General features: G+C 49.0%; 21 protein-coding genes and 2 tRNA genes. 6 read left to right on the forward strand and 17 right to left on the reverse strand.

Annotated features, from left to right (window positions below; genetic code table 11):
* Positions 1 to 55: 55 nt before the first annotated feature.
* Positions 56 to 1171, reverse strand: coding sequence for a 5-amino-6-(D-ribitylamino)uracil--L-tyrosine 4-hydroxyphenyl transferase CofH (gene cofH / locus MTH_RS03860; RefSeq protein ID WP_048060905.1), 1116 nt, complete (start codon positions 1169 to 1171; stop codon positions 56 to 58).
* A gap of 152 nt (positions 1172 to 1323) precedes the next feature.
* Here cofH and hmtA1 point away from each other — a divergent pair, with 152 nt between their 5' ends.
* Both hmtA1 and MTH_RS03870 read left to right on the forward strand, forming a co-directional pair.
* On the forward strand, positions 1324 to 1530 hold the full coding sequence (gene hmtA1 / locus MTH_RS03865) for a histone HmtA1 (RefSeq protein WP_010876456.1): 207 nt from the start codon (positions 1324 to 1326) through the stop codon (positions 1528 to 1530).
* A 171-nt stretch (positions 1531 to 1701) separates the two neighbouring features.
* On the forward strand, positions 1702 to 2193 hold the full coding sequence (locus MTH_RS03870) for a rubrerythrin family protein (RefSeq protein WP_010876457.1): 492 nt from the start codon (positions 1702 to 1704) through the stop codon (positions 2191 to 2193).
* A 156-nt stretch (positions 2194 to 2349) separates the two neighbouring features.
* Here MTH_RS03870 and MTH_RS03875 read toward each other — a convergent pair whose 3' ends face one another.
* On the reverse strand, positions 2350 to 4383 hold the full coding sequence (locus tag MTH_RS03875) for a PAS domain S-box protein (RefSeq protein WP_010876458.1): 2034 nt from the start codon (positions 4381 to 4383) through the stop codon (positions 2350 to 2352).
* Positions 4384 to 4743: 360 nt separating this feature from the next.
* Between MTH_RS03875 and MTH_RS03880 the strand changes: the two genes are divergently transcribed.
* Positions 4744 to 4815, forward strand: a tRNA-Val gene (locus MTH_RS03880).
* A 4-nt stretch (positions 4816 to 4819) separates the two neighbouring features.
* Positions 4820 to 4892 (forward strand) — tRNA-Phe (locus tag MTH_RS03885).
* A gap of 253 nt (positions 4893 to 5145) precedes the next feature.
* Here the strand turns inward: MTH_RS03885 and MTH_RS03890 are convergent.
* The 6 genes from MTH_RS03890 to tes all read right to left on the reverse strand — a co-directional run bounded on the left by MTH_RS03890 (position 5146) and on the right by tes (position 10825).
* Positions 5146 to 6420: a tRNA (N(6)-L-threonylcarbamoyladenosine(37)-C(2))-methylthiotransferase gene (locus MTH_RS03890; protein WP_010876459.1), complete on the reverse strand. Its 1275-nt coding sequence runs from the start codon at positions 6418 to 6420 to the stop codon at positions 5146 to 5148.
* A gap of 54 nt (positions 6421 to 6474) precedes the next feature.
* Positions 6475 to 7128, reverse strand: a complete 654-nt coding sequence (locus MTH_RS03895) for a protein-L-isoaspartate O-methyltransferase (protein WP_010876460.1) — start codon at positions 7126 to 7128, stop codon at positions 6475 to 6477.
* A gap of 34 nt (positions 7129 to 7162) precedes the next feature.
* On the reverse strand, positions 7163 to 7771 hold the full coding sequence (locus tag MTH_RS03900) for an HVO_0476 family zinc finger protein (protein WP_010876461.1): 609 nt from the start codon (positions 7769 to 7771) through the stop codon (positions 7163 to 7165).
* 2 nt (positions 7772 to 7773) lie between these two features.
* Positions 7774 to 8286, reverse strand: a complete 513-nt coding sequence (gene hacB / locus MTH_RS03905; protein WP_010876462.1) for a homoaconitase small subunit — start codon at positions 8284 to 8286, stop codon at positions 7774 to 7776.
* A 61-nt stretch (positions 8287 to 8347) separates the two neighbouring features.
* Positions 8348 to 9337 carry a beta-ribofuranosylaminobenzene 5'-phosphate synthase gene (locus tag MTH_RS03910; RefSeq protein ID WP_010876463.1) on the reverse strand — a complete coding sequence of 330 codons (990 nt, stop codon included), beginning with the start codon at positions 9335 to 9337 and terminating at the stop codon, positions 8348 to 8350.
* A gap of 3 nt (positions 9338 to 9340) precedes the next feature.
* Complete coding sequence (gene tes, locus MTH_RS03915) at positions 9341 to 10825, reverse strand: tetraether lipid synthase Tes (RefSeq protein WP_048060907.1); 1485 nt, start codon at positions 10823 to 10825, stop codon at positions 9341 to 9343.
* A gap of 148 nt (positions 10826 to 10973) precedes the next feature.
* On the opposite strand from tes, the gene MTH_RS03920 reads away from it, so the two are divergent.
* Positions 10974 to 11489 (forward strand): CDP-2,3-bis-(O-geranylgeranyl)-sn-glycerol synthase, encoded by a 516-nt coding sequence (locus MTH_RS03920; RefSeq protein WP_048060908.1) that lies wholly within the window; start codon positions 10974 to 10976, stop codon positions 11487 to 11489.
* 229 nt (positions 11490 to 11718) lie between these two features.
* On the opposite strand, the gene MTH_RS03925 is transcribed toward MTH_RS03920, so the two are convergent.
* The 8 genes from MTH_RS03925 to truA all read right to left on the reverse strand — a co-directional run bounded on the left by MTH_RS03925 (position 11719) and on the right by truA (position 19552).
* Complete coding sequence (locus MTH_RS03925) at positions 11719 to 12384, reverse strand: hypothetical protein (RefSeq protein ID WP_010876466.1); 666 nt, start codon at positions 12382 to 12384, stop codon at positions 11719 to 11721.
* A 30-nt stretch (positions 12385 to 12414) separates the two neighbouring features.
* A complete protein-coding gene (locus MTH_RS03930; RefSeq protein ID WP_010876467.1) occupies positions 12415 to 13446 on the reverse strand; it encodes a hydantoinase/oxoprolinase family protein in 1032 nt (343 codons plus the stop codon).
* Positions 13447 to 13518: 72 nt separating this feature from the next.
* Entirely contained in the window at positions 13519 to 14493 is a 975-nt protein-coding gene (locus tag MTH_RS03935; protein ID WP_010876468.1) for an ATP-grasp domain-containing protein, read from the reverse strand.
* The gene (locus MTH_RS03940; protein WP_010876469.1) at positions 14490 to 15785 is read right to left on the reverse strand and encodes a nucleotide sugar dehydrogenase; all 1296 of its coding nucleotides are present in this window, start codon (positions 15783 to 15785) and stop codon (positions 14490 to 14492) included. The genes MTH_RS03935 and MTH_RS03940 overlap by 4 nt, the downstream gene beginning before the upstream one ends.
* 1 nt (position 15786) lies before the next feature.
* Positions 15787 to 17103 carry a non-hydrolyzing UDP-N-acetylglucosamine 2-epimerase gene (gene wecB, locus MTH_RS03945; RefSeq protein WP_048060909.1) on the reverse strand — a complete coding sequence of 439 codons (1317 nt, stop codon included), beginning with the start codon at positions 17101 to 17103 and terminating at the stop codon, positions 15787 to 15789.
* 20 nt (positions 17104 to 17123) lie between these two features.
* Positions 17124 to 18071 carry a DUF460 domain-containing protein gene (locus tag MTH_RS03950; protein ID WP_143485763.1) on the reverse strand — a complete coding sequence of 316 codons (948 nt, stop codon included), beginning with the start codon at positions 18069 to 18071 and terminating at the stop codon, positions 17124 to 17126.
* Complete coding sequence (locus tag MTH_RS09370) at positions 18049 to 18471, reverse strand: DUF460 domain-containing protein (RefSeq protein ID WP_010876472.1); 423 nt, start codon at positions 18469 to 18471, stop codon at positions 18049 to 18051. The genes MTH_RS03950 and MTH_RS09370 overlap by 23 nt, the downstream gene beginning before the upstream one ends.
* Positions 18472 to 18724: 253 nt before the next feature.
* Positions 18725 to 19552 (reverse strand): tRNA pseudouridine(38-40) synthase TruA, encoded by an 828-nt coding sequence (gene truA, locus MTH_RS03955; RefSeq protein ID WP_010876473.1) that lies wholly within the window; start codon positions 19550 to 19552, stop codon positions 18725 to 18727.
* A gap of 182 nt (positions 19553 to 19734) precedes the next feature.
* Here truA and MTH_RS03960 point away from each other — a divergent pair, with 182 nt between their 5' ends.
* Positions 19735 to 20646 (forward strand): DMT family transporter, encoded by a 912-nt coding sequence (locus MTH_RS03960; protein ID WP_048060910.1) that lies wholly within the window; start codon positions 19735 to 19737, stop codon positions 20644 to 20646.
* Between the two features lie 76 nt (positions 20647 to 20722).
* Here the strand turns inward: MTH_RS03960 and MTH_RS03965 are convergent, their stop codons facing one another.
* Positions 20723 to 21304 carry a V4R domain-containing protein gene (locus MTH_RS03965; RefSeq protein WP_010876475.1) on the reverse strand — a complete coding sequence of 194 codons (582 nt, stop codon included), beginning with the start codon at positions 21302 to 21304 and terminating at the stop codon, positions 20723 to 20725.
* Positions 21305 to 21395 lie beyond the last annotated feature (91 nt).

Consider the following 21395-nt stretch of genomic DNA (forward strand, 5'->3'; position numbering starts at 1 on the left):
GATCTATTACAATAGAAAAGGAAAGGTTTATTCGGAGAATTACATTACGGATGTGCTAGACGTCCTCTATCTCACGGTAAAGGGTGTCCCTTCTTGCAGGGATCCTTCCTATGTCCCTCACAACCCTTATTATTTCTTCAGGCTCTGTCCTCACACCATGTGATGCCCCGGCGGACTTTGAAATGTTCTCCTCACCAAGCGTGCCCCCTATGTCATTGGCACCTGAAAGGAGGGCCACCTGAGCAAATTTGAATCCCAGTTTAACCCATGAGGCCTGTATGTTCTCAATGAGACCCCTGAACATGAGCCTGGATATTGCATAGACCTTGAGGTCGTCTGCACCCGTTGCTCCGGGCATTGCCAGCCCCTCACGGTAGATGGGTGCGTGTGGGTGCATGAAGGGGAGGGGTACGAACTCTGTAAAGCCCCCGGTCTTCTCCTGGATCCTCCTCAGTATATCCATGTGCTCAACACGGTGTTCAGGCCCGTCTATGTGACCATACATCATTGTGCAGGTGGTGGGTATCCCCACACGGTGAGCTGTCTCTATGACCTCAACCCACTCACCGGTACTCAGCTTGGTGGGGCATATGACTGCCCTGACATCATCATCCAGTATCTCTGCAGCTGTTCCTGGCATTGAACCAAGGCCAGCCCTCTTAAGTATTTTCAGAGCCTCTTCAACCGTTAATTCAGCATTCTGAGCCCCATAATAGACCTCCATTGGGGAAAAGGAGTGGAGGTGGACATCCGGAAACTCGGATTTTATGGCCCTTATGAGGTCCTCGTAGAAGTAGGTGTCGAGGCCTGGGTAGAGACCTCCCTGTATGCACAGCTCCCTGGCCCCCTTCTCAATGGCCTCTGCTGCGATTTCAAGGATCCTTTCTGTTTCAAGGTAGTAGGAGTCACCATCCGCAGCATCCCTTTTGAATGCACAGAACCCGCACTGCCCCGAGCATATGTTGGTGAAGTTTATATTCCAGTTCTCGATGTAGGTTATCCTGTCACCGGCTTCAGCCTCCCTAACCATATCTGCAGCTATCATAAGGGCCTGGAGATCCCTGCCGGTTACTCCCATCAAATAAAGGGCTTCTTCCTTTGTGATTGGCTCATCCATCGCCTTCTGAAGTATTTTTTTTGTGCGGGTTTTGATGTTCATGGTGCCAAACATGCGATTTAGTATCTGGTTATGCAAGTTTAAAATTTTTGGTTTTGGTGAGATCCACACCCATTCAACCCCATATGGTCCATGTGGTCCATTAATCACCCGTAACCAATAAATTTAAATATTAGAGCGTACCAGCTTAATTTGGAGGTGAAATTATGGCTGAATTACCAATTGCACCAGTAGGTAGAATAATAAAAAATGCCGGTGCCCAGAGAATAAGTGATGATGCAAAAGAGGCTTTAGCAAAGGCCCTTGAAGAAATGGGTGAAGAAATCTCACGCAAAGCCGTTGAACTTGCAAAACACGCCGGCAGAAAAACTGTTAAAGCCACAGACATAGAAATGGCCGCTAAACAGTTATAATTAGATCTTATTACTACTATTTATTTATTTTTAGGGACACTGCAAATTTTAATCTAATTTTAGGGCCTCTACTTCCTGATTGTATCTCCATTCCCCTTCTGTATCTGCAATAAAGATATATAACTGATGCTAATATATTATTACTGGTATAAGCAGTGAGGTGATTTTTTTATGTCAACAATGGATAACCTGAAGGAAGCCTTTGCAGGGGAGTCCCAGGCAAACAGAAAGTACCTTGCCTTTGCAAAGAAGGCAGATGAAGAGGGATACCACCAGGTCGCAAAGCTCTTCCGTGCAGCCGCAGCGGCAGAGACCGTCCATGCAATGAACCACCTTGATGCCATGGATGCTGTCAGGAGTACCGAGGAGAACCTCAGGGAGGCAATAGAGGGAGAAACAGCTGAATTCGAGGATATGTACCCTGGTTTCATTGAGGAGGCCGAAGCCGAAGGTCATGAACAGGCCCGCTGGAGCTTCGACGTTGCAAACAGGGTTGAAAAGATCCATGCAGAGCTGTACAAGAAAGCCCTGGAGAACCTTGGAAGTAACGTTGAGGTGGACTACTACGTCTGCAACTGGTGCGGTAACACCGTTGAGGGCGAGGCTCCTTCAAGGTGCCCTATCTGTGGAGCTCCAAAGGACGAGTTCAAAAAGATAGATTAACCTAAACCTTTCTTTTATGCCGCAGCAGATTAAAGGCACAGAAACTTTGTATTAATGCCCTAACCAGAATTATTGAGGACCAGACCCTTCTCTGTAAATGTTATCCTGAATGTTGTCCCCCCATCTGAAATCATCTCGACCTTCCCATCGATCTGTTCAGTGAGGCTTTCTTACAAGCTGCAGTCCGAGTGATGGGCTGCTCTCCCAGTCAATATCCTCTGGAAAACCTGCGCCATCATCACTGACCTCAAGGGTAACCGTGCCGTTCCTCTTCCTGAGGGAAACCGTTACCGTGCCCTCCCCATCCGGGAATGCATGCTTCACAGCATTTGTTAAAAGTTCATTGACTATGAGGCCCAGGGGGACAGCAGTCTCCACATCAACCTTTAATTCATCTATCTCCAGCTTCAGCCGGATACGTGAATCTGCAGAGTAACTCCTGAATATCTCTGATGCGAGTCTGCCCAGGTATTCTGCAAGGTCAATGTTCTTCAGATCCTCTGAACGGTAAAGTCGCTCATGGATCAGGACCATGGACCGGGTCCTGTTTTCGCTCTCCCTGAAAAGATCCATGGTCTCCCTGTCCTTGGCCTGTCGGGACTGGAGGCTGAGGAGGCTTGATATTATCATGAGGTTGTTCTTGACTCTGTGGTGGATCTCCTTGAGGAGAAGTTCCTTCTCAGCAAGGGACTTCTCAAGCATGCTCTGGGTCCTCTTGAGGTCAGAGATGTCATTTAATACAATCAGGAGGCATTCCCTTCCCTCTGCGTGTATGAGCTTGTTGTATATCCTCACGGTGTATTCCCTTCCATATGGATCTGTAAGGACCATCTCATAGGGTTCCAGAGTGCCATCCCTCTCTATCACTTCAATTTTGGACCTGAATTCCGTCTTAACATCATCAGAAAGGAATTCCAGTTCATAGATGGATCTTCCCCTCAGTTCCTCTGATGGAATTCCAAGGGTCCCGGCGAGGGTTGAGTTCACATCAAGTATCCTCCCATCCTCAGGATCCAGGAGGAGTATGTATTCTGGTGAAAGGTCAAATAGGGATCTGTATTTCTCCTCACTCTCCCGCAGTCTCCTTTCGTTCTCCAGTCTCTGGGTTATATCCCTTGCAACCGATACAGCCACCTTCATCTCTCCAAGTTCAAGTAGCCTTGAGTTAACCTCAACAGGTATCCTCCTGCCATCCCTGGAGATATAGGTTCTGTTGAATGTCACCTTCCCACTTCTGAGGAGGTTTTTTATGATATCATATGACTGTTCCCTGCTCACCCCCATATCAGCAGGTGTCATCCTGAGGAGTTCATCCCTGGAATAGCCCAGCTTTTCAACTGCCGCCCTGTTAACCTCAATATATTTACCGGGAAGACCATTTTCCCTGATCTCCACGATGGTTATTATGTCCTCAACTCCATCGAAAACCGCTCTGAATTTCCTTTCACTTTCAATCAAGGCATTTTCTGCCATTTTTCTTTCCGTTACATCCCTTATGACGGCTGTTATAAATTTTTCATCCATATAATTCCAGCTGAAGACAGATATCTCCAGCGGCACCCTTGTTCCATCCTTCCGTACACCCTCAACATCTGTTACCATGATGGAAATTTCTCTGTCAATAATCCTGTTGAAATCGTGTTTTTCAAGGTTTTCCTCCGTGATTATGGTGTCGATGTGCCTACCCATCATTTCAGCTGCTCTGTAACCAAATATCTTCTCCGCTGCACTGTTCCATGATACAATACTCCCATTCCCATCAACGGTTATTATGGCGTCCCTTGCAGATTCGACTATTGTCCTGTATTTCTCCTCACTCTCTGCCAGTGCCTCCTCTGATTCCCCAATGGACTCTGATAGGATCACGGTGATGGCATTCACAAAGAACATCACAGACAGACGCATGACATCATCCTGGAATCCACCGAGGGATGCGAGGGCATGAGTCACAAGGAGCACGGTGCCAAGAAAGGCCGTCACTATGAAGGACCTTCTCCCGAACCATACCGCAGCGAATACCATGGGTATGTAAAATAGGTGGGTGAATACTATCTCAACGCCGAGGATCATGTGAAAGTAGATGGTGGCTGCTGCGCAGAGTATGGTGAATGATGTGACAATTACCAGCCGGGCTCTTCTATTCCAGTATGATTGTATCTTTTCTGCAACAGGAAGACTCTTGTAGGTCAAGAAACATCCCCCATCAAAGTGTACCAGCTTAATCAGATGATGATGTTAGATGTGATCACATGGATTTATGGTTTCAAGTTACATTATTCACAAGGTTATACTTAAAGTTAAACCATCAAATTTAACATTAGCTTAAATTGTTCCATGAACAGACATTACCATTGAATATCTAACAGAATCTGATGGGATAAATGAATCTTCAACGCTCCAATTCAAAATCGTATTGCTGCAGGAACTCCACCTGAGCTAATGTGTCCACCACACCCTTTACAGGCATAAAGGGTGTCTTTATCATCGGATCACCCCCCCCATGAAGGGAAAAGGTTATATATGACCACTTCCATACTTTAGAAGGAACACGGGCCGGTGGTCTAGGGGTATGATACCTCCCTGACACGGAGGTGATCACGAGTTCGAATCTCGTCCGGCCCATCATGCCGTGGTAGTTCAGTTGGGAGAACGCCAGACTGAAGATCTGGATGTCGCTGGTTCAAGTCCGGCCCACGGCACTTATAACCACCTCTATATTTTGAGTAAAGTCTTTGAGACCCTAAAAAATTAATTTATAGCAACTACTTATCAACTGACTCTTAAAAACCAGTTCTGTGACCAGCTTATCTGTGTTTATCAGAGATCGAGTTCATCTTCTAGTTTTACAGTGGTTTCCATGAAGAAGATCCAAAGCATATGATTAATCACTGAAAACCCATCATTTTAAAAATCAGTCAGGAGAGGGCCGCAGAATCCATTGAATGAGGGATTCTAATCAGCCAGGAGGTATGTCCCTGTGGCATCCCTTATCCTGACCCTCCTGAAGGACCCTGGCTCACCGGTTTCTGTAACAACCGGGATGTACGAACCCGTCCTTCCAATGAAACCCCCCTTCCTTCCCCTCTCAACAACGAGTATCTCCTGGAATGATCCCACCAGGCGTCTGTTTTCCTCCTCAGTTATCCTCATCTTGAGTTCCTCGAGGGCCCTGGAACGTCTGCGGAGTTCCCTGAAGTCTATCTCATCAAGTGAAGATGACCTGGCACGTGGGCGGTGCCGGTACTTTGAGAGGTGTATGAAGCTGGGTTTAACCTCCTCCAGGAGGCTGCATGTATCCATGAAGTCCTCCCGCTCCTCTGTGGGGTAGCCAACGATTATGTCCGTTGCGATGGATATGTCGGGGATCTCTGACCTGAACCTTTCAACAATCATCCGGAACTCATCCACTGTGTGTCCCCTCTCCATATCTGCGAGTACACTATCACTGCCACTCTGCACCGGGAGATGAAGGAAGCTGTAGACCTTCTCTGATTTGAATGCCTCAACAAGTCCATCAAGATCCCTGAGGACGCTTGCAGGGTGCATCATACCCACACGTATCCTGAAATTCCCGGGGATCCCTGATATCCCCTTTATGATGTCTGATAGCTTTTCGCCGGTATCCACCCCATAGGCGGCTGTGTCCTGTGCTGTGAGCTGTATCTCCCTGCAGCCACTGGCCACTGCCTCCCTTGCCTCACTGATGATGAGGTCCGATGGATAACTCTGGATTCTTCCCCTGGCAAACCGGGTGCAGCAGTAACTGCAGCTACCATTGCACCCCTCACATATCGGTATGATGTGTATAAGGGGATTTGACCTGACCCTTGGGACCTTCACCTTCACATCTGACGTGAATCCGGTTATGCGCTCAACCAGACCATTACTGGCGGCCCTGACAGCCTGCGGCGCCCTTCTCAGCTGGTGTGGCCCAAGCCATGATGCATCTCCCGAGATGGCTTCAAGTTTAGAGGGGTCTATTTCGACCATGCAGCCAGCCACAACGAGACCCTTCTCAGGGTAGGTCTCCTGTATCTTCTTTATCCTGTTTATAACCTTGTGCTCCGTGGGATGCTTAACATAGCATGTGTTGATAATTATGACGTCAGCATCATCGATTCCTGTGAGCACAGCGCCCTCCTCCCGGAGGACGCCTGCCATGATCTCAGAGTCTGCCTGGTTGAATGTACATCCAAATGTCTCTATATAAACCCTGATACCATCCATTGGAAATCACTCTTTTAAATGTTAACCTGAAAAAATGGATTTGTGGTCTTCAGTTCAGTGGAATTTCCATCCATGTTTCCCTATCAGCGGGACGAAGGCAACCCCGCCGAGATTTCTGGACCTGTAGTCGTCGGCGGAGGTCCTCTCAATCAGAACCAGTTCCTGATAGAATTTATCAGAACCCACAGGTATTAAAAGTTTTCCCCCTATCTCCAGCTGCTTCATGAGGGGATCCGGGATGTATGGTGCCGCTGCAGTCACGTATATCCTGCTGTAGGGTGCCTCATCAGCGAATCCCTGGCTGCCATCGCCGTGTATGACCGTTATGTTATCGTATCCGAGGCTTCTGAGTTTTTTGCGGGCCCTTTCATAGAGGATTCCTATCCTTTCAACGGTGTAGAGGTGTCCCTCGGGTCCTATGATTTCAGCTATAACAGCTGCATTGTAGCCGCAGCCGGTACCTATCTCAAGGACCTTCATCCCGGGTTCCAGGTCAAGGATCTCAGCTATCATGGCAACCATGTGGGGTGCCGATATGGTCTGACCCTCACCTATGGGGAGCGGCATGTCCATGTAGGCCCTGTGCATCTCATCCTCAGGGACAAACTCCTCCCTGGGCACCCTCTCCATGGCCCTCCTGACGGCCTCAGATTTTATGTATCCCCTCTCCATGAGGTCCTGAACCATTCTCCTTCTCTCATCCATCATGTGACCACAGCAGATCAGCCCCGAAGTCCCGGGATCACACCACCCTGTCTGTCAGGTCATGGGTGAATCTCATGTTAACCGGGACCCCGTAGATCCTCTTAATGTTGTGTGCGGGTGCTGAGCCCCTCCTTATCATCCTGTCCCCCGTTTTCATGCTCTTTATCCTGAAGACGTGTTCACCGATTTTCAGGACGTCACCGACCCTGAAGATGAAGTCCCTGTCGATCTCAACCTTCCTTGAGTAGACCTCACCATGGAGGTCAACCGAGACACCGACACGTGCAGGTGCCTCAAGTGAAACTGCCCATACCGTCTCGATATCGTCTTCAGTGGCCCTATCAACCCTCTTACCGCTTTTGAGTTCAATGGAGGTCACCTCAACCAGTTTGCCTGAAACTGTGAGGGCGTCTCCTGCAGATAGCTCCTCACCGGGGTACAGTTCCACCTCATCCCGGTAGGATTTCCCGTGCTCACTGACCACTATTCTGTGGGTCCGGGGCTTTTCAATGACGATGCTGTCCCTGAAAACCGTGCCACATTCCTCGCATTCAAGTACAAGGTGCTTTATCTTCCTTGACCTTGACTCATCGGTCCTGCTCTTCAGGACCCTGAATGATCCTGATCCACAGATAGGGCACTGCATCTCTACCCCTCATCTCCTGATATGCCAGTATCGATTGTTTTGAGGTAGTGGTTCACGAGTCCGCCGTCCTCGAGGATTGATAGCATGTAATCATTGAAGGGTTTCATCCTGTATTCGCTGCCTGCTGTGAGGTTCCGGATCTGGCCGCTTCTCAGATCGATGGATACTTCATCCCCGTCATCAGCATCGACCTTCGCCATTATAACAGGCAACCCTATGTTTATGGCGTTTCTGTAGAATATCCTTGCAAAGGATTCGGCTATTATTGCGACCACACCTGCATGTTTCAGGGCGACGGGGGCCTGTTCCCTTGATGATCCGCAGCCGAAGTTGCGTCCGGCGACGATAATGTCTCCCTTCCTGACCTGAGAGGCGAATTCGGGTCTTGCACCCTCCATCACATGGGACGCCAGTTCATCCAGGCTGAAGGTCCTCAGGTAACGGCCCGGTATAATCATATCTGTATCCACGTTGTCACCGAATCTCCATACTCTTCCCCTTATGATTCCTTCCATTGTATCTCCCTTACTGGTGTTCTATCTGGTCCATGAAAAACATCATCAGTCATCTTGGGGTTCATTTTATCATGAAGGCTCCCCTGTTGCGGCCTCCTGTTACTATTATCCTCCCGGGACCCATGATCTCGGCCACGGCTCCAGCCACATTTCCAGGTTTTTCATCGGTGACCGAGTAGACCGCAGGTCCAAAGGAACTCATACCTGCACCTGGAGCCCCTGCAGATATCATCGAATCTATTATCCTGTCGATGAGTGGGTCCTGGAGTTCCCTTTCGATTCTCTTGAAGCCGGTGCCCTGTATCTCGTTGACCGACTCTCCGAAGGCCTCTATATCCCCCTCAAGGATAGCGGGCATCATCTTCATGAGTATTATGTGGGAGAGCCTCTCAACATCACGCAGAGGGAGGGGGCAGTACTCCTGGAATATGTTAACCTCCCTTCTCCCTGAAACGGATCTATCGATTTCGGGGATGGCTATTATGATGTTCCATTCCTCAGGAAAATCATACCTTGCAATTACAGGTGGTGGTGAGGCACTTGAGGCAGATGATGGCAGAAAGTCTGACTTCTCCCTGCTGCTGTGGCCTGCATCCACTATGAATCCTCCATCCTCAAAGGATGCCACCCCTATACCTGAGGTTCCTCCCCTTCCCACAATGTGTGCGAGTTCCCTTGCAGTGAATTTCATTCCATGGTACTCTGCCACGAGTCTTGCCGTTGCAAGGGACAACTGGGTCCCTGAACCCAGACCTGAGTGGGCAGGGAACATGCTTCGTACGGTGAAATGAAACTTTTCATCACTCCCTATGTGCTTGAGGGTTCTCCTTGCAGCTTCCATTATCTTTGACCTGTATTCCTCCCTTAGCTTCCCTTCAGCATGAGAGGTGAATTCAACTCCCATATCATCTGAGGCCTCAAGGCCCACCACAAGTTCGGGTTCATTGAGTGTGATCCCAACTCCACCGTCAAGGCGGCCCCTCTCACCGTTGAGGTCTATGAGGGTCAGGTGGAGTCTGGATGGTGTGTTTATGATCAATTCAATTACCACTCCTTAATCCTTTGATTCATTAAGGGGCTTTGCAAAGTGCCTTTCAACATCTGCCCGGTGTATCGAATTCATTGTGCAGAAGGGGACTATGCGGCCGTCAGGGAGGGCGTAGTGTATGACGCACCTCCTGACCCTGTCGATGTCAAAGTTCCATGGGTCCATGAAGTGCATGCATGATATAAGGAGGGTGTTGTAGTGGAACTCACCGAGGGCTGTGTAGGACCTCTCCTTGAATATGGATGTGAGTATTCTCTTTATATCCACTGATTCCGGGGCCTCTGATTTATCCAGGGTTTTCGGGAGTTCTATTGCTGATCTTGCAATCACCCTTGCCTTTGCAGCTATTCCTCCCTCCTCGATTTCATCCTTACCCTTTTCGAGTACCTCAAAGAACCTGTCGACATCGATGAACCTTGTTATTGGAATTATTTTATCGTCCTCTAGGAATATGTAGGTTGCTGTCCCGCAGTGCTGGTGGCATGTGAAGGTTACCTGGGGTTCTCCCTCAATGGCGGCCACGAAGTCAGATATCGGGCGGACAGATGATGCAGGGTAGAAGTCATCCATGGATATCTCTGACCCTGTCTGTGCTTCCACCAGTTTCTGGAAGTCCGGTATCGTTATGCGCTGTTCCTCGACCCTGTCGGCAGGGGTTCTTCCTGCGAAGGAGACCGGCTGGAAGTTAACGCCTCTTATGATGTCAATGTTGTCAATTGCGAATCTTATGATGTCCCCAACCTGGTTGTCGTTCAGCCCCCTCACCAGTGTCGGGACAAGGACAATGCCAAGACCAACCTTTCTACAGTTCTCTATTGCCTGCAGTTTTATGGGGAGGAGATTTTTACCTCTGGATGTAATATATGGTTCCTCTGTGACACCATCGAACTGGAGGTAAACCGTGTTAAGACCTGCCTCCCTGAGTTCAGCTGCAAGTTCAGGTTTACGCGCCAGTCTGACACCATTGGTGGCTATCTGCACATGGGTGAAGCCCTCCTCCCTTGCAAGTTTCACAAGGTCGACTATGTCCTTCCTGACGGTGGGCTCACCCCCTGCATACTGAATCGCAGGTGTTGGAACCGGCCTGTTTCTGCGAAGATTTCGCAGCATCTCCCTTATCTCTTCATAGGTTGGTTCATAGATGTAGTTGGACACTGCTGCATTGGCAAAACAGATGGGACATTTAAGATTGCATCGATTGGTGACATCAATAAGACCAAGAACAGTGTGGCTTTCGTGTTCAGGGCAGAGCCCACAGTCCATTGGACATCCCTTCAGTGGGTCTGTCTGTGGATTCAGGAGACCCTCACCTTCCTCATCATACTCTTCCGCCTTATGGTAGATCTTGGAATTGCTCCAGTAAACATTTTCAAATTTTCCATGTTCCGGGCATTCCTTTCTTATTAGAACCCTGCCCTCGTCCTCAAAGACCTCCGCATCAACCGGTCTGAGGCATTCAGGGCAAAGACTCCTGGTTTTTTTTATTACCACAACAGTCACCTGTTAATCTGGATGTTAAAATGCATTGATCAATTCATCGGCAAATGTTATATATCTGATCCTTGAAATTATCCATGTATCCTCTTCTTTAAATCTAACCCACTCTCATGGGGTCTTAAAATTTTTGCGAGGTGTACAAGTGAATACTGATATTATCAATATTATAGATGTTCTCTATGTAATATACTTTATGTTACCCGCATATATGGCAAATATAAGTGGTCTCGTCTTTGGTGGGGGTAAGCCCCTTGATATGGGGATAACCCTCGCTGATGGGCGGCGCCTCATAGGTGATGGTGTGACCTGGAGGGGTACCGCTGCTGGTACCTTCGTCGGTTTGGTGGTGGGAATAATTCAGGGCCTACTTTCAGGTTCAATAATAATTGGCGTCATTACAGGGCTCCTTCTCGGATTCGGAGCCCTTATGGGTGATGCTGCAGGCAGTTTCATCAAAAGAAGGCTTAAGATAGATAGAGGGAGGCCTGCGCCAATCCTCGACCAGCTCGATTTCGTTTTCGGAGCCCTGATACTGGTATCCCCAATTGTTGTGCTGCCCATTGATTACATAATCCTCATAATGCTCATTACACTGGTTCTTCATCTTTCAGCCAACATAATCGCCTACCTCCTAGGTATGAAGGATGTCTGGTACTGATGGAATGAATAACCGATAAAGTGATGTGTTTTTTGAGAGAGTGCTGAAAGGGCGTCATGTGATCTCACTTTTCAGGACAAAAAAAGATGCCCATTTCAGGATTTATTTCTTTCTTGAATCATACACGCAGAAGCAGAGCAAACTGGGACCTGGTTTCAGCCCCCCTCCTTCAATACATATAAAACCATCTCGCTAATTTATCTTGGTGGTTCCACATGGTCTCCATTCATCATGAGAGAAGGGAGCTGCTGCTCCTGAGGAGCTTGATGGTCATGAAAAACACCTCAGGGGGTGATGACCACTCAGGAACCTCATAGACCAGGGTTGGGTACCCTGCAGCTGCCAGGGGTCTTGAGAAGAGCCTCCCTGACGAACTTCTGTATTTAGCCCTGCCTGAGACCTGGTAATAATTGAATCCATCCTCATTAACCCCTTCAGCGATCTCCACGGATGCCCTGTCCATCTGGGGAGTTGCTACATAGAATCCCTCACCGTAGCCAGGTTTATGGGCATGTGCAATTACAACGAGGTCATAATCTGACCTCTTTATATCCGGGAGGATGTAGGTGGCTGCAAGACCCTCACCGTTGGCTCTGCCCCTCGAATAATCCTGTGGACTGTCCTCGACGTTGATACTGTAAATTATAACCTCCGCCGGGAGCAGGGCAAATACACGTCCAGCCCACTGGACAGGAGCTATCGATACCTCTTCCCTTGGATGTATGCCCGTTACAATGGCTATCTTTACACTCTGCTCACCGTAGTGGGCGTAGATGTCCCTCGTCACGTACCCCCTTGAATCCGAGCCTATGGTTGAATGCTCAGAGAGGTTCAGTACCACGATTGTGGTAACAAGGACCGCCACAATGGCTGCAAGAACAATCATTAACCTCATGGAACCAGCTTCGTCTCATATTTTAAGTGTTCATAAGCCCTGGGCCTGGAGATAGTCCTCCATGAGGAGTGCTGTGCCCACTGCAGGTGCCACCACACACTCCTCCTCAGTTAAGAATTCATCCATGGTCCTGCATTCCAGTTCAAGGACCTCTGCAGCCCTCTGTGCCAGTATCTTCATCCCGAGACCCGTTGTAACAACCTCCTCGAGGCCCTCACGCTCTGAAACCTCGGCTATCCCCTCAGCTATCTTTAGGATCTGCTGGTGGTAGATGTACTCTGCAACGTCAAGCACGTCGCCCGGGCTGAGGAGTTCAAGGTCAGCGCATAGAACCCGGGCTATCCTCAGCATGCACTCCTCCACCGATTTCCCGGCCCCATCGGGTGTGCTGCATGTGTAATCTGATTCCCCGATGTTCCCCAGTACCCTGTGGACGTCTGCGGTGACTGCGAAGAGTTCAGATGAAACCCTGAACCATTTATCCTGGAGGGGCACCCTGTCAACTATGGTGGCCACGTTGGTCCGGAGTGTCCCTGTGTATACCAGTTCACCTGTTGAAAGCCTTTCAAGGTCATTTCTACCCCTTGCAGCCTCGAAGCCGTCCTTTACAGGGATTATATCTGTTGTGGTACTTCCAACATCAACCATTATGCAGTCACTGCTCATTGCAGATGCTATCTGGGATGTTGCAACCCAGTTGGCTGCTGCTATGTTCATGGGGTCTGCGAGGGCCTCTGATGCATCGACCATCCCTGAGAGACTCACGTATGCAACTGGAACATCAAAGGCCCCCTCCACCCTGTCAATTATATCAGCAACACCGGCAGCCTTGCTGGGGTATGCGTCCACCAGTTCAGCTGTCATGCATACCCCCACACCCTCCAGTTCATGAAGGTCATCGCCCACCATCTCAAGGAGTGTCTCTGCAAGTTCGTCCTTTCTGAGCCACATCGGGAGGTACCTGAAATCAACCCTCACCTCCTTCATGTCTCCATCAGAGCCAAAGTCTATTATGGCCATGTCGGTGTTTGCTCCTCCAATATCAAATCCTGCAATCTTCATGAAACTTCATCTCCATAATCCATCAATCTTGCTGTAGAGTTAGAGAAATATGCGGCGAATCAACAGTAAAGATCAGTATCCCCTGAAACCTTCAGTGACCTCCACAACCATGCCATCGATGCCCTTCCTGAAGGATGCTGTGCCATTGAATTTAACACCAGAAGGGAGTCTTCCAAGGACAGATTCAAGTATGAGGTGGCCAAGGTTCGCCTCCGTGACCCTTCTGAGCCCTATGTATGGTGTTGTGATCCGGGAGTTTATCTCAACAACGTAGGGCTCATCTGCAAGTATGAGGTCAACGCCAACATATCCCCTTAAACCTGTAATGGACTCCACGGCCCTCCTGGCGACGGTGAATGCATCCTCCCTCATCTCATGATCCACAGGTGCGCTACCACCATTGTATTCCAGTTCACTGCCAGCCATGATGATGTCCTGCCTGTTGAGGCTCAGGGGGAGTGCCTTCTCACCGTTGGATAGGAGGCTCACACTTACACTCTCGCCCTCAATAAAGTCCTGTATGATCATGTCTCCTGATAAATCCGGCTCATCCCCTGGTTCAAGGATCCTTATGCCCTGACAGGCAACCCCGTCGGCAGGTTTCACTATGAGCCTTGAAGGAACATCAACGATCTCTTCAGGTTCATAGGTCCCGATGAGGGGGACCCTTCCATCAAGGGCCCTGTATGTCAGCCTCTTATCTGAACATGTCCTCACGGCATCCCCTGATGAGCCAAGGAGCAGCACGCCTGATTCCTCAACGATGCGGGTGAGCCTGTAAAGCTCCATGCCCTCCTCTGCTGCGATGAAAATGCATGCATCGAATCCCTCAAGGTTCTCCTGAAGCCATTCATCCAGATCACCTATGATGGATGGTCTGAACCCCGCCCCGATGTCCATATCTGCAAACCTCTCAGAGAGGAGGAACTCAACATCAAAGTCCCTGAAATCTGTAAGGAGGGCCTCCAGCATTGATCGTCCTTCAAGGAATATTTCAGGGTCGTCTATACCTGAGGCCGTGGCATATTCAAAGATAAGGAGCTTCAAGGACGGCCCACGCCCCTGAATGTTATACCCCTTGTCCTGAACCTCTCAGGGTCCATGACGGGCCTTGTGCATATGAATATCCCGCCCGGGATCATCTCGGGTGTTATTTCAAGGTACTCTGTGTGGTCTGTCATGAGGACCACGCAGTCAGAGTTGAGGGCCTCCTCAAGGGAAACCGGTTCAACACCCATCCCCCTTATAATTTCTGGGCTGACATGGGGGTCGTTCACCAGGACCCTGGCTCCCTCAGAGAGAAGGGCTGCGACCAGTGGCCTTGTTGGCGTCTCCCTTGCATCAGCCACATCACCCTTGTAGGCAACCCCGAGAATCCCCACATTTGAACCCTTTAGGGTCTTACCCCGGGATTCAAGGGTTTCCCTCACGATTTCAAGGACGTGCAGGGGCATGGACTCATTTACCTCCCTGGCCGTCCTTATTAGCCTTGCAGGCACGCCCTTCCTCTCCGCCATCTCCACTATGAAGTAGGGGTCTATTGAGAGGCAGTGGCCGCCAACACCCGGACCCGGTGTGTGTATGTTCACCCTCGGATGGTGGTTTGCTGCCTCGATGGCGTTTATGGCGTCTATGCCAAGGGCCTCACATATAACCGCAAGCTCATTGGCAAGGGCTATGTTGGTGTCCCTGTAGGTGTTCTCCATCAGTTTAACCATCTCGGCTGTCATGAGGTCATCCACAACTATTACCTCACCGGATGTTATCCTCCTGTAGAGTGCAGCAGCCCTCCGGGCGCTTTCAGGGTCAGCGCCCCCTATTACCCTTGCATTGTTCTGCATTTCATGGAGTGTGTTGTTAGGCAGTGCCCTCTCCGGCGTGTAGGCGAGTCCAAAGTCCTCTGAGACCTTAAGACCTGTTTTCTCCAGTATAGGGAGTACCACGTTCTGACAGGCACCCGGGGGTACTGTGCTCTCCACTATCACAAGGTCCCCCTTTTTAAGGCCCCTGGAGATTGTTTCGGCTGCAGATATCACTGCAGATAGATCGGATGTGTTTTCACTGTTGACCGGTGTTGGCACAACGATTATCATGACCTCTGATTCTGCTGCAGCCCTTTCACCGTCCATGGTGGCCCCCAGATTACCGGTCCCAACGACCTCTGCCACCAGTTCATCAAGACCCGGTTCAAGGACGGGTGACCTTCCTATGTTAACCTTCTCCACTGTTTCAGGGTTTATGTCAACCCCTGTGACCTTAAAGCCGGCCCTTGCAAATAGTGCCGCTGTTGGAAGACCTATGTGCCCAAGACCAAATACTGCTATCCTCTGATCATCCATATCAATTCCTCCGGGACCCTGATTCTATGAGAACATCCATTCCCTTGAGGTTGAGGTCAGGAGCCGGGAAGAGAATTTCGCCTCCAGAGTAGACCATCCTCACAGCTGCATCCTCCCTCTCAGCCAGGTCCAAGACGGTTATATCCTCATCAACGTGTATCAGTCTCCTTGATGGTATGGATATAACCTCCTCCGGGGCTTCCATTGCCAGTTTACCCTCCCTGTGGAGACGGAGGGTTTCTTCAATTATCCTCTCTGAGGCATGACCATCTCCATAGGGGTTTTCTGCCTCCATCATCCTCCTCCTGAAATCGGGGTCCTCAAGGAGCCTCCTGGCTGTTCCGGTTATCATCTCCCTGTCGGCGCCCACAAGGATATTGCCCCCAGCCTCAACCGTCTCGGGGCGTTCTGTGTTGTACCTGAGGGTCAGGCAGGGTACGTTGAAGGTTATTGCCTCCTCCTGGAGTCCCCCTGAATCTGTGAGTACTATGAATGAATTTGAAAGAAGAAGAAGGAAGTCAAGGTAGCCCATTGGTTTCATGAGTGTGACGTGGGCTGCATCCTGGAGCATTCTGTAGAGTCCAAATCTTTCAAGGTTCTTCCTGGTTCTTGGATGGACCGGGAAGACTATCCTGAATTCCTCAAGTTCAAGTATGGCGTCTATTATTGATCCGAGCCTTTCAGGGTTGTCCACGTTCTCTGCCCTGTGAAGCGTCAGGGCAACAATTCTGTCATCCTCTGAGAACTCTGAGAGGATATCCGATTTCCTTGATGCTATCTCAATGTTCCTGAGGCAGGCGTCAACCACCGTGTTTCCTGTGACAAGGATCATCTCTGGATCCACACCCTCCATGAGGAGGTTGATGGCTGATTCCTCTGTTGGGACGTAGTAGAGTTTTGAGCAGACATCTGCAACCATCCTGTTTATCTCCTCAGGCATGGTCCTGTCAAAGGACCTCAAACCGGCCTCAACATGTCCAACAGGTATGTGGAGTTTGACCGCTGCCAGTGCCCCTGCAAGGACGGCATTGGTATCCCCCTGGACCATTACAATATCAGGTTCCTCCCTTAAGAGCACTTCCTCCAGACCCCTGAGCATCTCGGCGGTCATGGCCCCATGACTCCCTGAGCCCACACCTATGTTGTGGTGGGGTGCCGGGAGTTCAAGGTCAATGAAGAACTGATCAGACATCTCATGGTCATAGTGCTGACCGGTGTGTATCAGTGAAAATTCCATGCCACGCTTCCTTATCTCATCTATAACAGGGGCCATCTTGATTATCTCTGGTCTTGTCCCTAAAATAATCGCAATCTTCATGTTAACCACTTAAAAGAGTCTCATTTATGATTCCTTCTTCGTTGAGCCCTGTACTCGGTTATTACCTTGAGGAGCTCCTCTTCTTCTTCCTTCTTCCTTTTTTCATTTAATCTGTGTTTCCATTTTTTTATTTCTCTATTTAAATCTTGAGTTTTAACTGACCCGAAATCACCATGCACCCCTATATGGAGTGATCTGACCGGTATAACGGGCACCTCTGCCCCCTCAAATACCTCAAGGGCCTGGTGTGACATCTTATCCTCAGTTATTATTGCCCTTGGCCCCAGATCAAGGAGTATTCTTGCGGTCTGTGAACCACCCCCTTCCGAGCTCCTGAGAAGCAGCACGTCTCCAGTCTTTATTTTCCATCTGGAGCAAGCCCTCCGTATTCCATCCCTTGTGAATGTTTCTATGATCTTGATGGGTGTGGTGTCACCAGAGGACTCCATGTCCCTTATCTGGAGGAGGGAGTCGAGGTCCCTTTCAAGTGCCTCCCTGCGGGATTTTTCATCTGCGTATTTCTTCTGAAGCTTCTCTATAACCTTCAATTTGTGGGAAAGTTCTCTGTTTAAAAGCAGATCCTTTGAATACTCATACTGGATCCTTTCAAGTTTTTTCTCGAGCCTTGACTTCTCATCCTCCAGTTCCCTTATCTTCCCCAGGAGGGACTTCCTCTCTCTCTTCAACCTTTCAATGGTTGATCCCTGGTTTCTTAGCCTTGACCGCTGGGCCCTGATGATCCTCCTGAGCTTCTCAACATCATATCTGTCGCCATGAGACTCCTTTTCTGAAATTTCCATGGTTTCAGATTCTTCTTCTCCTTTCACTGACCGTATTGCCTCTGCGATGGGTTTTCCCATTATCACAAGGCCCTTGACCCTCAGGGTATCAGAGGGACTCATACCCGTTTCGCTGGTCTTTCTTTCTATCTGCTTCAGCTTCATTTCATAATGCCTGTAGGCCTTCACGGCAGCTGCCCAGGGCGTCCCTTTCGTGTGAGTTTTCAGGTGTGAGATCTGTTTCCCTCAGGAACTCTGATACCAGTTCATTCTTGAAGGATATGGTCATGACCCTTTCAGGTGTGTAGAGCCTTGCATTGAGCATTGAAGCTATCCTCTTCACTGCGCTGGGGGCCGGATGGACGTCCGATGCTACTATAACAGGTTTTCCGTGTTCGATTATCCTTTCAATTATATCGGACCTTGCCGCCTCCTTCATGCTTCCAAGGTGGAGGAGTCTCCCCTCAAGGTCAACCAGGGCAAGGCCGACTGTGTGACCGGGGTCAATACCTGCTATCGTGAGGGGCTTTATCTCCACACCTTGCTTTCTCTTCTTATGCAGATTATGATCCTCCAGAACTGTATCCATCAGTATAACTGTATATTTAATAAATTACTTACAGTTTTTGATGAATTCAGGGTATGAACCATGCCCTGGATGACACCGGTACAACGAGCTACTCCACTGGGACCTCATGGGAACGCTGACCACTCCGGGCTGATGACAGGGATGTAAAGGAGCCACTTCCACAGGGACGAACACACCGGGGTAATGGAGCATGAACACCTGGATCCGGAGAATATGTTGCCACAGTGGCAGACCTGCGAGGGCTGCTTCTTAATCAGTCAAGCTCATGTTCCTGCAGATCCCTCAGGTGATCACTCATAGCTCTCCTTACCATGCTCATCTCCCGATATACCTTGAATTCCTCTTCAAGCAGGGATATGAACCGTTTAAACGCATATTCATCATGTCTGAGTTTTATCTTAACCCCATATTTGAGATCCATGAGGATGAGGTTCTCGGGGGGCATGGGCTCCAGAAACACCCTCCGGTCAGTATCCAGGAGCCCGGCCATGTCATCAGGAGCAAGCTCCCCTTCAGATACCATTAAGAGAGCCCTGACCATCTTACGGACCATCTGCCAGAGGAAACTCTCACCGTAGACATCGATAATGATGGAATCACCGACCTCGGATATCCTGACATCATTTATCCTTCTTACAGGGTCCCTGTCGCTCCTCCTTGAGAAGTTGCTGAAGTCATGGGTACCCCTGAAGTGGGCTGCTGCTTCGGCCATTGAATATGTATCCATGGACTCCTCCCGGTGCAGTATGTACCTGTAGTGCCTCTCCAGAGGGTACCTTACCTTGAAGGGGTACATGACCGATGCCCACGCGAGAACCCGTATATCCCTGGGAAGGAGGTCGTTGATCTGGTTCACATGAATATCCTCCTCTGTGAAAAAGCTCACAAAATTTCCCAGTGCATGGACGCCCCTGTCGGTTCTGCCGGCTATCTGGAATCGTGCCCTTTTTGGATCCTCAATGATACCTGCCCCCTCCAGGGCCTCCAGGAGTTTTCCCTCAACCGTTGGGACGTCTGGCTGTCTCTGGAATCCATGATAATTTGTACCTATGTATGCAACCTTCAGAGCTATCTTCCTCATAGGATCACCTGGTGTGGAGATAAGAGAAACCTGTAGTTAGAAGAAGTAATATAATTTCTCAGATGTTGAGTTATCCCGGTGAGCTTCAAGGTTGCCGGGTAATCCTTTATTTAGTGGGTCATCACTTATATCTTATACCCACCACCATATCTATGTGTGGGTGTCCTGAGGAAGGTGCATATATGCGCAGACTGTGGGGTTATATCAGTATTATAACTGCAACGATTTTCTTTGGTATCTCTGCAACACTTGATAAGATAATGCTCTCCAGCATGCATCCTGTGACCATCGGGGCCTACACCTACATAATTGCCGGAATCTTCCTCTTCTTCATAAGGGAAACCCCCCTTCGGGAGCATGTCCTTAACGCCATAAACAGAAAAGGTGAAAGCGAAGCCAGGATAAAAAGGAATGATTACCTGATTCTTCTTCTTACAGCACTCCTGAGTACTGTGATAGCACCTCTCCTCTTCCTCACAGGACTGGGGGATACCACAGCGGTTAACGCATCACTCATACTGAACGTTGAGGTTCTCTTCATTATTTTACTGGGCTACCTAATTTTCAGGGAGACCCTTCAGCTGAAGGATTTCCTGGGGATAGTCCTCATCATACTGGGTGCTGTGTACCTCTTAACTGAGGGTGATTTCAGTACCATTCTACGGAACGTTGCTGTTACCGGAAATTTCCTTGTGATGGCGGCAGCGTTCTTCTGGAGCCTTGACACCGTCCTGAGCAAGTTTTTAAGCAGAAAAAGGGACCTTATATTTATATCTGGGGTTAAAAGCTCTGTTGGGGGCTTTGTGCTCCTTATAATCATGCTTATTCTTGGTATAAACACTGAACTTCCCCTTGAAATGCTCCCCTATGCACTCGGGGTTTCAGTCTTCAGCATTGGCTGCTCCTTCATACTCATCTACATCGCAATAAGGGAGATAGGTGCTTCCATGGTCGGAGCCCTTTTTCCATTATCATCTCTTTTCGGGGCAATATTCGCATTTATAATCCTCAGAGAGCCATTCTCGATCATGCAGGGAATTTCAGGGATTGTGATGCTTACAGGGGTCTTCATACTCTACTGGAACGGTAAGTAAGCTTATGTCCTGGAAAACTGAAATGTAATAAAGATCAGTGCCCCCTGAAAAAAGTGAAGAGAAATGAATCTGATCTCTATATCCTGGCTCTCACATCAAACTGACAGAAGGAGTAACCATTGGTCCAGCAGCGTCTCTCATATGCATCTGCATCACAGCCAAGTATCTCAGAGAGGGCACCAGCAATTATACCTGCCTCAAAGAAGCATATTGGGTGTCCTATATTTGGAAGACCGGCACATTCAATGCACTCATAGACCCTCACATCCATCCTGATGTATTTATCATCCTCCCATTCAGAGGCAACATCAAGAATGCCCAGTTTCTGGTCAAGCATGAACTCTGCAAGTGAGTGGATGTCATCAGCCAGACCCTCAGATATGAGGGCCTTTCCGAGATTAAGGCCTCCGATGTAGGAAACACCGGCTGCTGAACCTGAAATTATATCTGGAATGTTGAAGTGTCCCATGCGGAAGCTTGCAACGTAAGTCCCATCATCTTCAAATCGGGAGAAGAACATTCTCTCCGGCCTAAAAATATCTTTAAGTTCTATATTATCCTTAATAGGCTCTCTGGGACCGATTCCAGTTCTTTCACTCATTATCTCATCGTCTGTGGTTCTCCGGTATTCCTCAATGATGGCCCCGATATTCTCCATTGCACACCACCTTCACCTTCCATTTATATCCATGGATACTTAAATATCTTAAAGGAGGGGAAGGAAATTTTAAATATCTTCATCAGGAAAA

This window comes from Methanothermobacter thermautotrophicus str. Delta H, from assembly GCF_000008645.1.
GTDB classification, from domain to species: domain Archaea; phylum Methanobacteriota; class Methanobacteria; order Methanobacteriales; family Methanothermobacteraceae; genus Methanothermobacter; species Methanothermobacter thermautotrophicus.

Bases quoted from the DNA above. Each gene is read 5' to 3' on its own strand.
- cofH (WP_048060905.1), bottom strand. From the start codon at position 1,171: ATGTTTGGCACCATGAACATCAAAACCCGCACAAAAAAAATACTTCAG.
- hmtA1 (WP_010876456.1), top strand. From the start codon at position 1,324: ATGGCTGAATTACCAATTGCACCAGTAGGTAGAATAATAAAAAATGCC.
- MTH_RS03870 (WP_010876457.1), top strand. From the start codon at position 1,702: ATGTCAACAATGGATAACCTGAAGGAAGCCTTTGCAGGGGAGTCCCAG.
- MTH_RS03890 (WP_010876459.1), bottom strand. From the start codon at position 6,420: ATGGATGGTATCAGGGTTTATATAGAGACATTTGGATGTACATTCAAC.
- MTH_RS03895 (WP_010876460.1), bottom strand. From the start codon at position 7,128: ATGATGGATGAGAGAAGGAGAATGGTTCAGGACCTCATGGAGAGGGGA.
- MTH_RS03900 (WP_010876461.1), bottom strand. From the start codon at position 7,771: ATGCAGTGCCCTATCTGTGGATCAGGATCATTCAGGGTCCTGAAGAGC.
- hacB (WP_010876462.1), bottom strand. From the start codon at position 8,286: ATGGAAGGAATCATAAGGGGAAGAGTATGGAGATTCGGTGACAACGTG.
- MTH_RS03925 (WP_010876466.1), bottom strand. From the start codon at position 12,384: ATGAGGTTAATGATTGTTCTTGCAGCCATTGTGGCGGTCCTTGTTACC.
- MTH_RS03930 (WP_010876467.1), bottom strand. From the start codon at position 13,446: ATGAAGATTGCAGGATTTGATATTGGAGGAGCAAACACCGACATGGCC.
- MTH_RS03940 (WP_010876469.1), bottom strand. From the start codon at position 15,785: ATGGATGATCAGAGGATAGCAGTATTTGGTCTTGGGCACATAGGTCTT.
- wecB (WP_048060909.1), bottom strand. From the start codon at position 17,103: ATGAAGATTGCGATTATTTTAGGGACAAGACCAGAGATAATCAAGATG.
- MTH_RS09370 (WP_010876472.1), bottom strand. From the start codon at position 18,471: ATGGATACAGTTCTGGAGGATCATAATCTGCATAAGAAGAGAAAGCAA.
- truA (WP_010876473.1), bottom strand. From the start codon at position 19,552: ATGAGGAAGATAGCTCTGAAGGTTGCATACATAGGTACAAATTATCAT.
- MTH_RS03960 (WP_048060910.1), top strand. From the start codon at position 19,735: ATGCGCAGACTGTGGGGTTATATCAGTATTATAACTGCAACGATTTTC.
- MTH_RS03965 (WP_010876475.1), bottom strand. From the start codon at position 21,304: ATGGAGAATATCGGGGCCATCATTGAGGAATACCGGAGAACCACAGAC.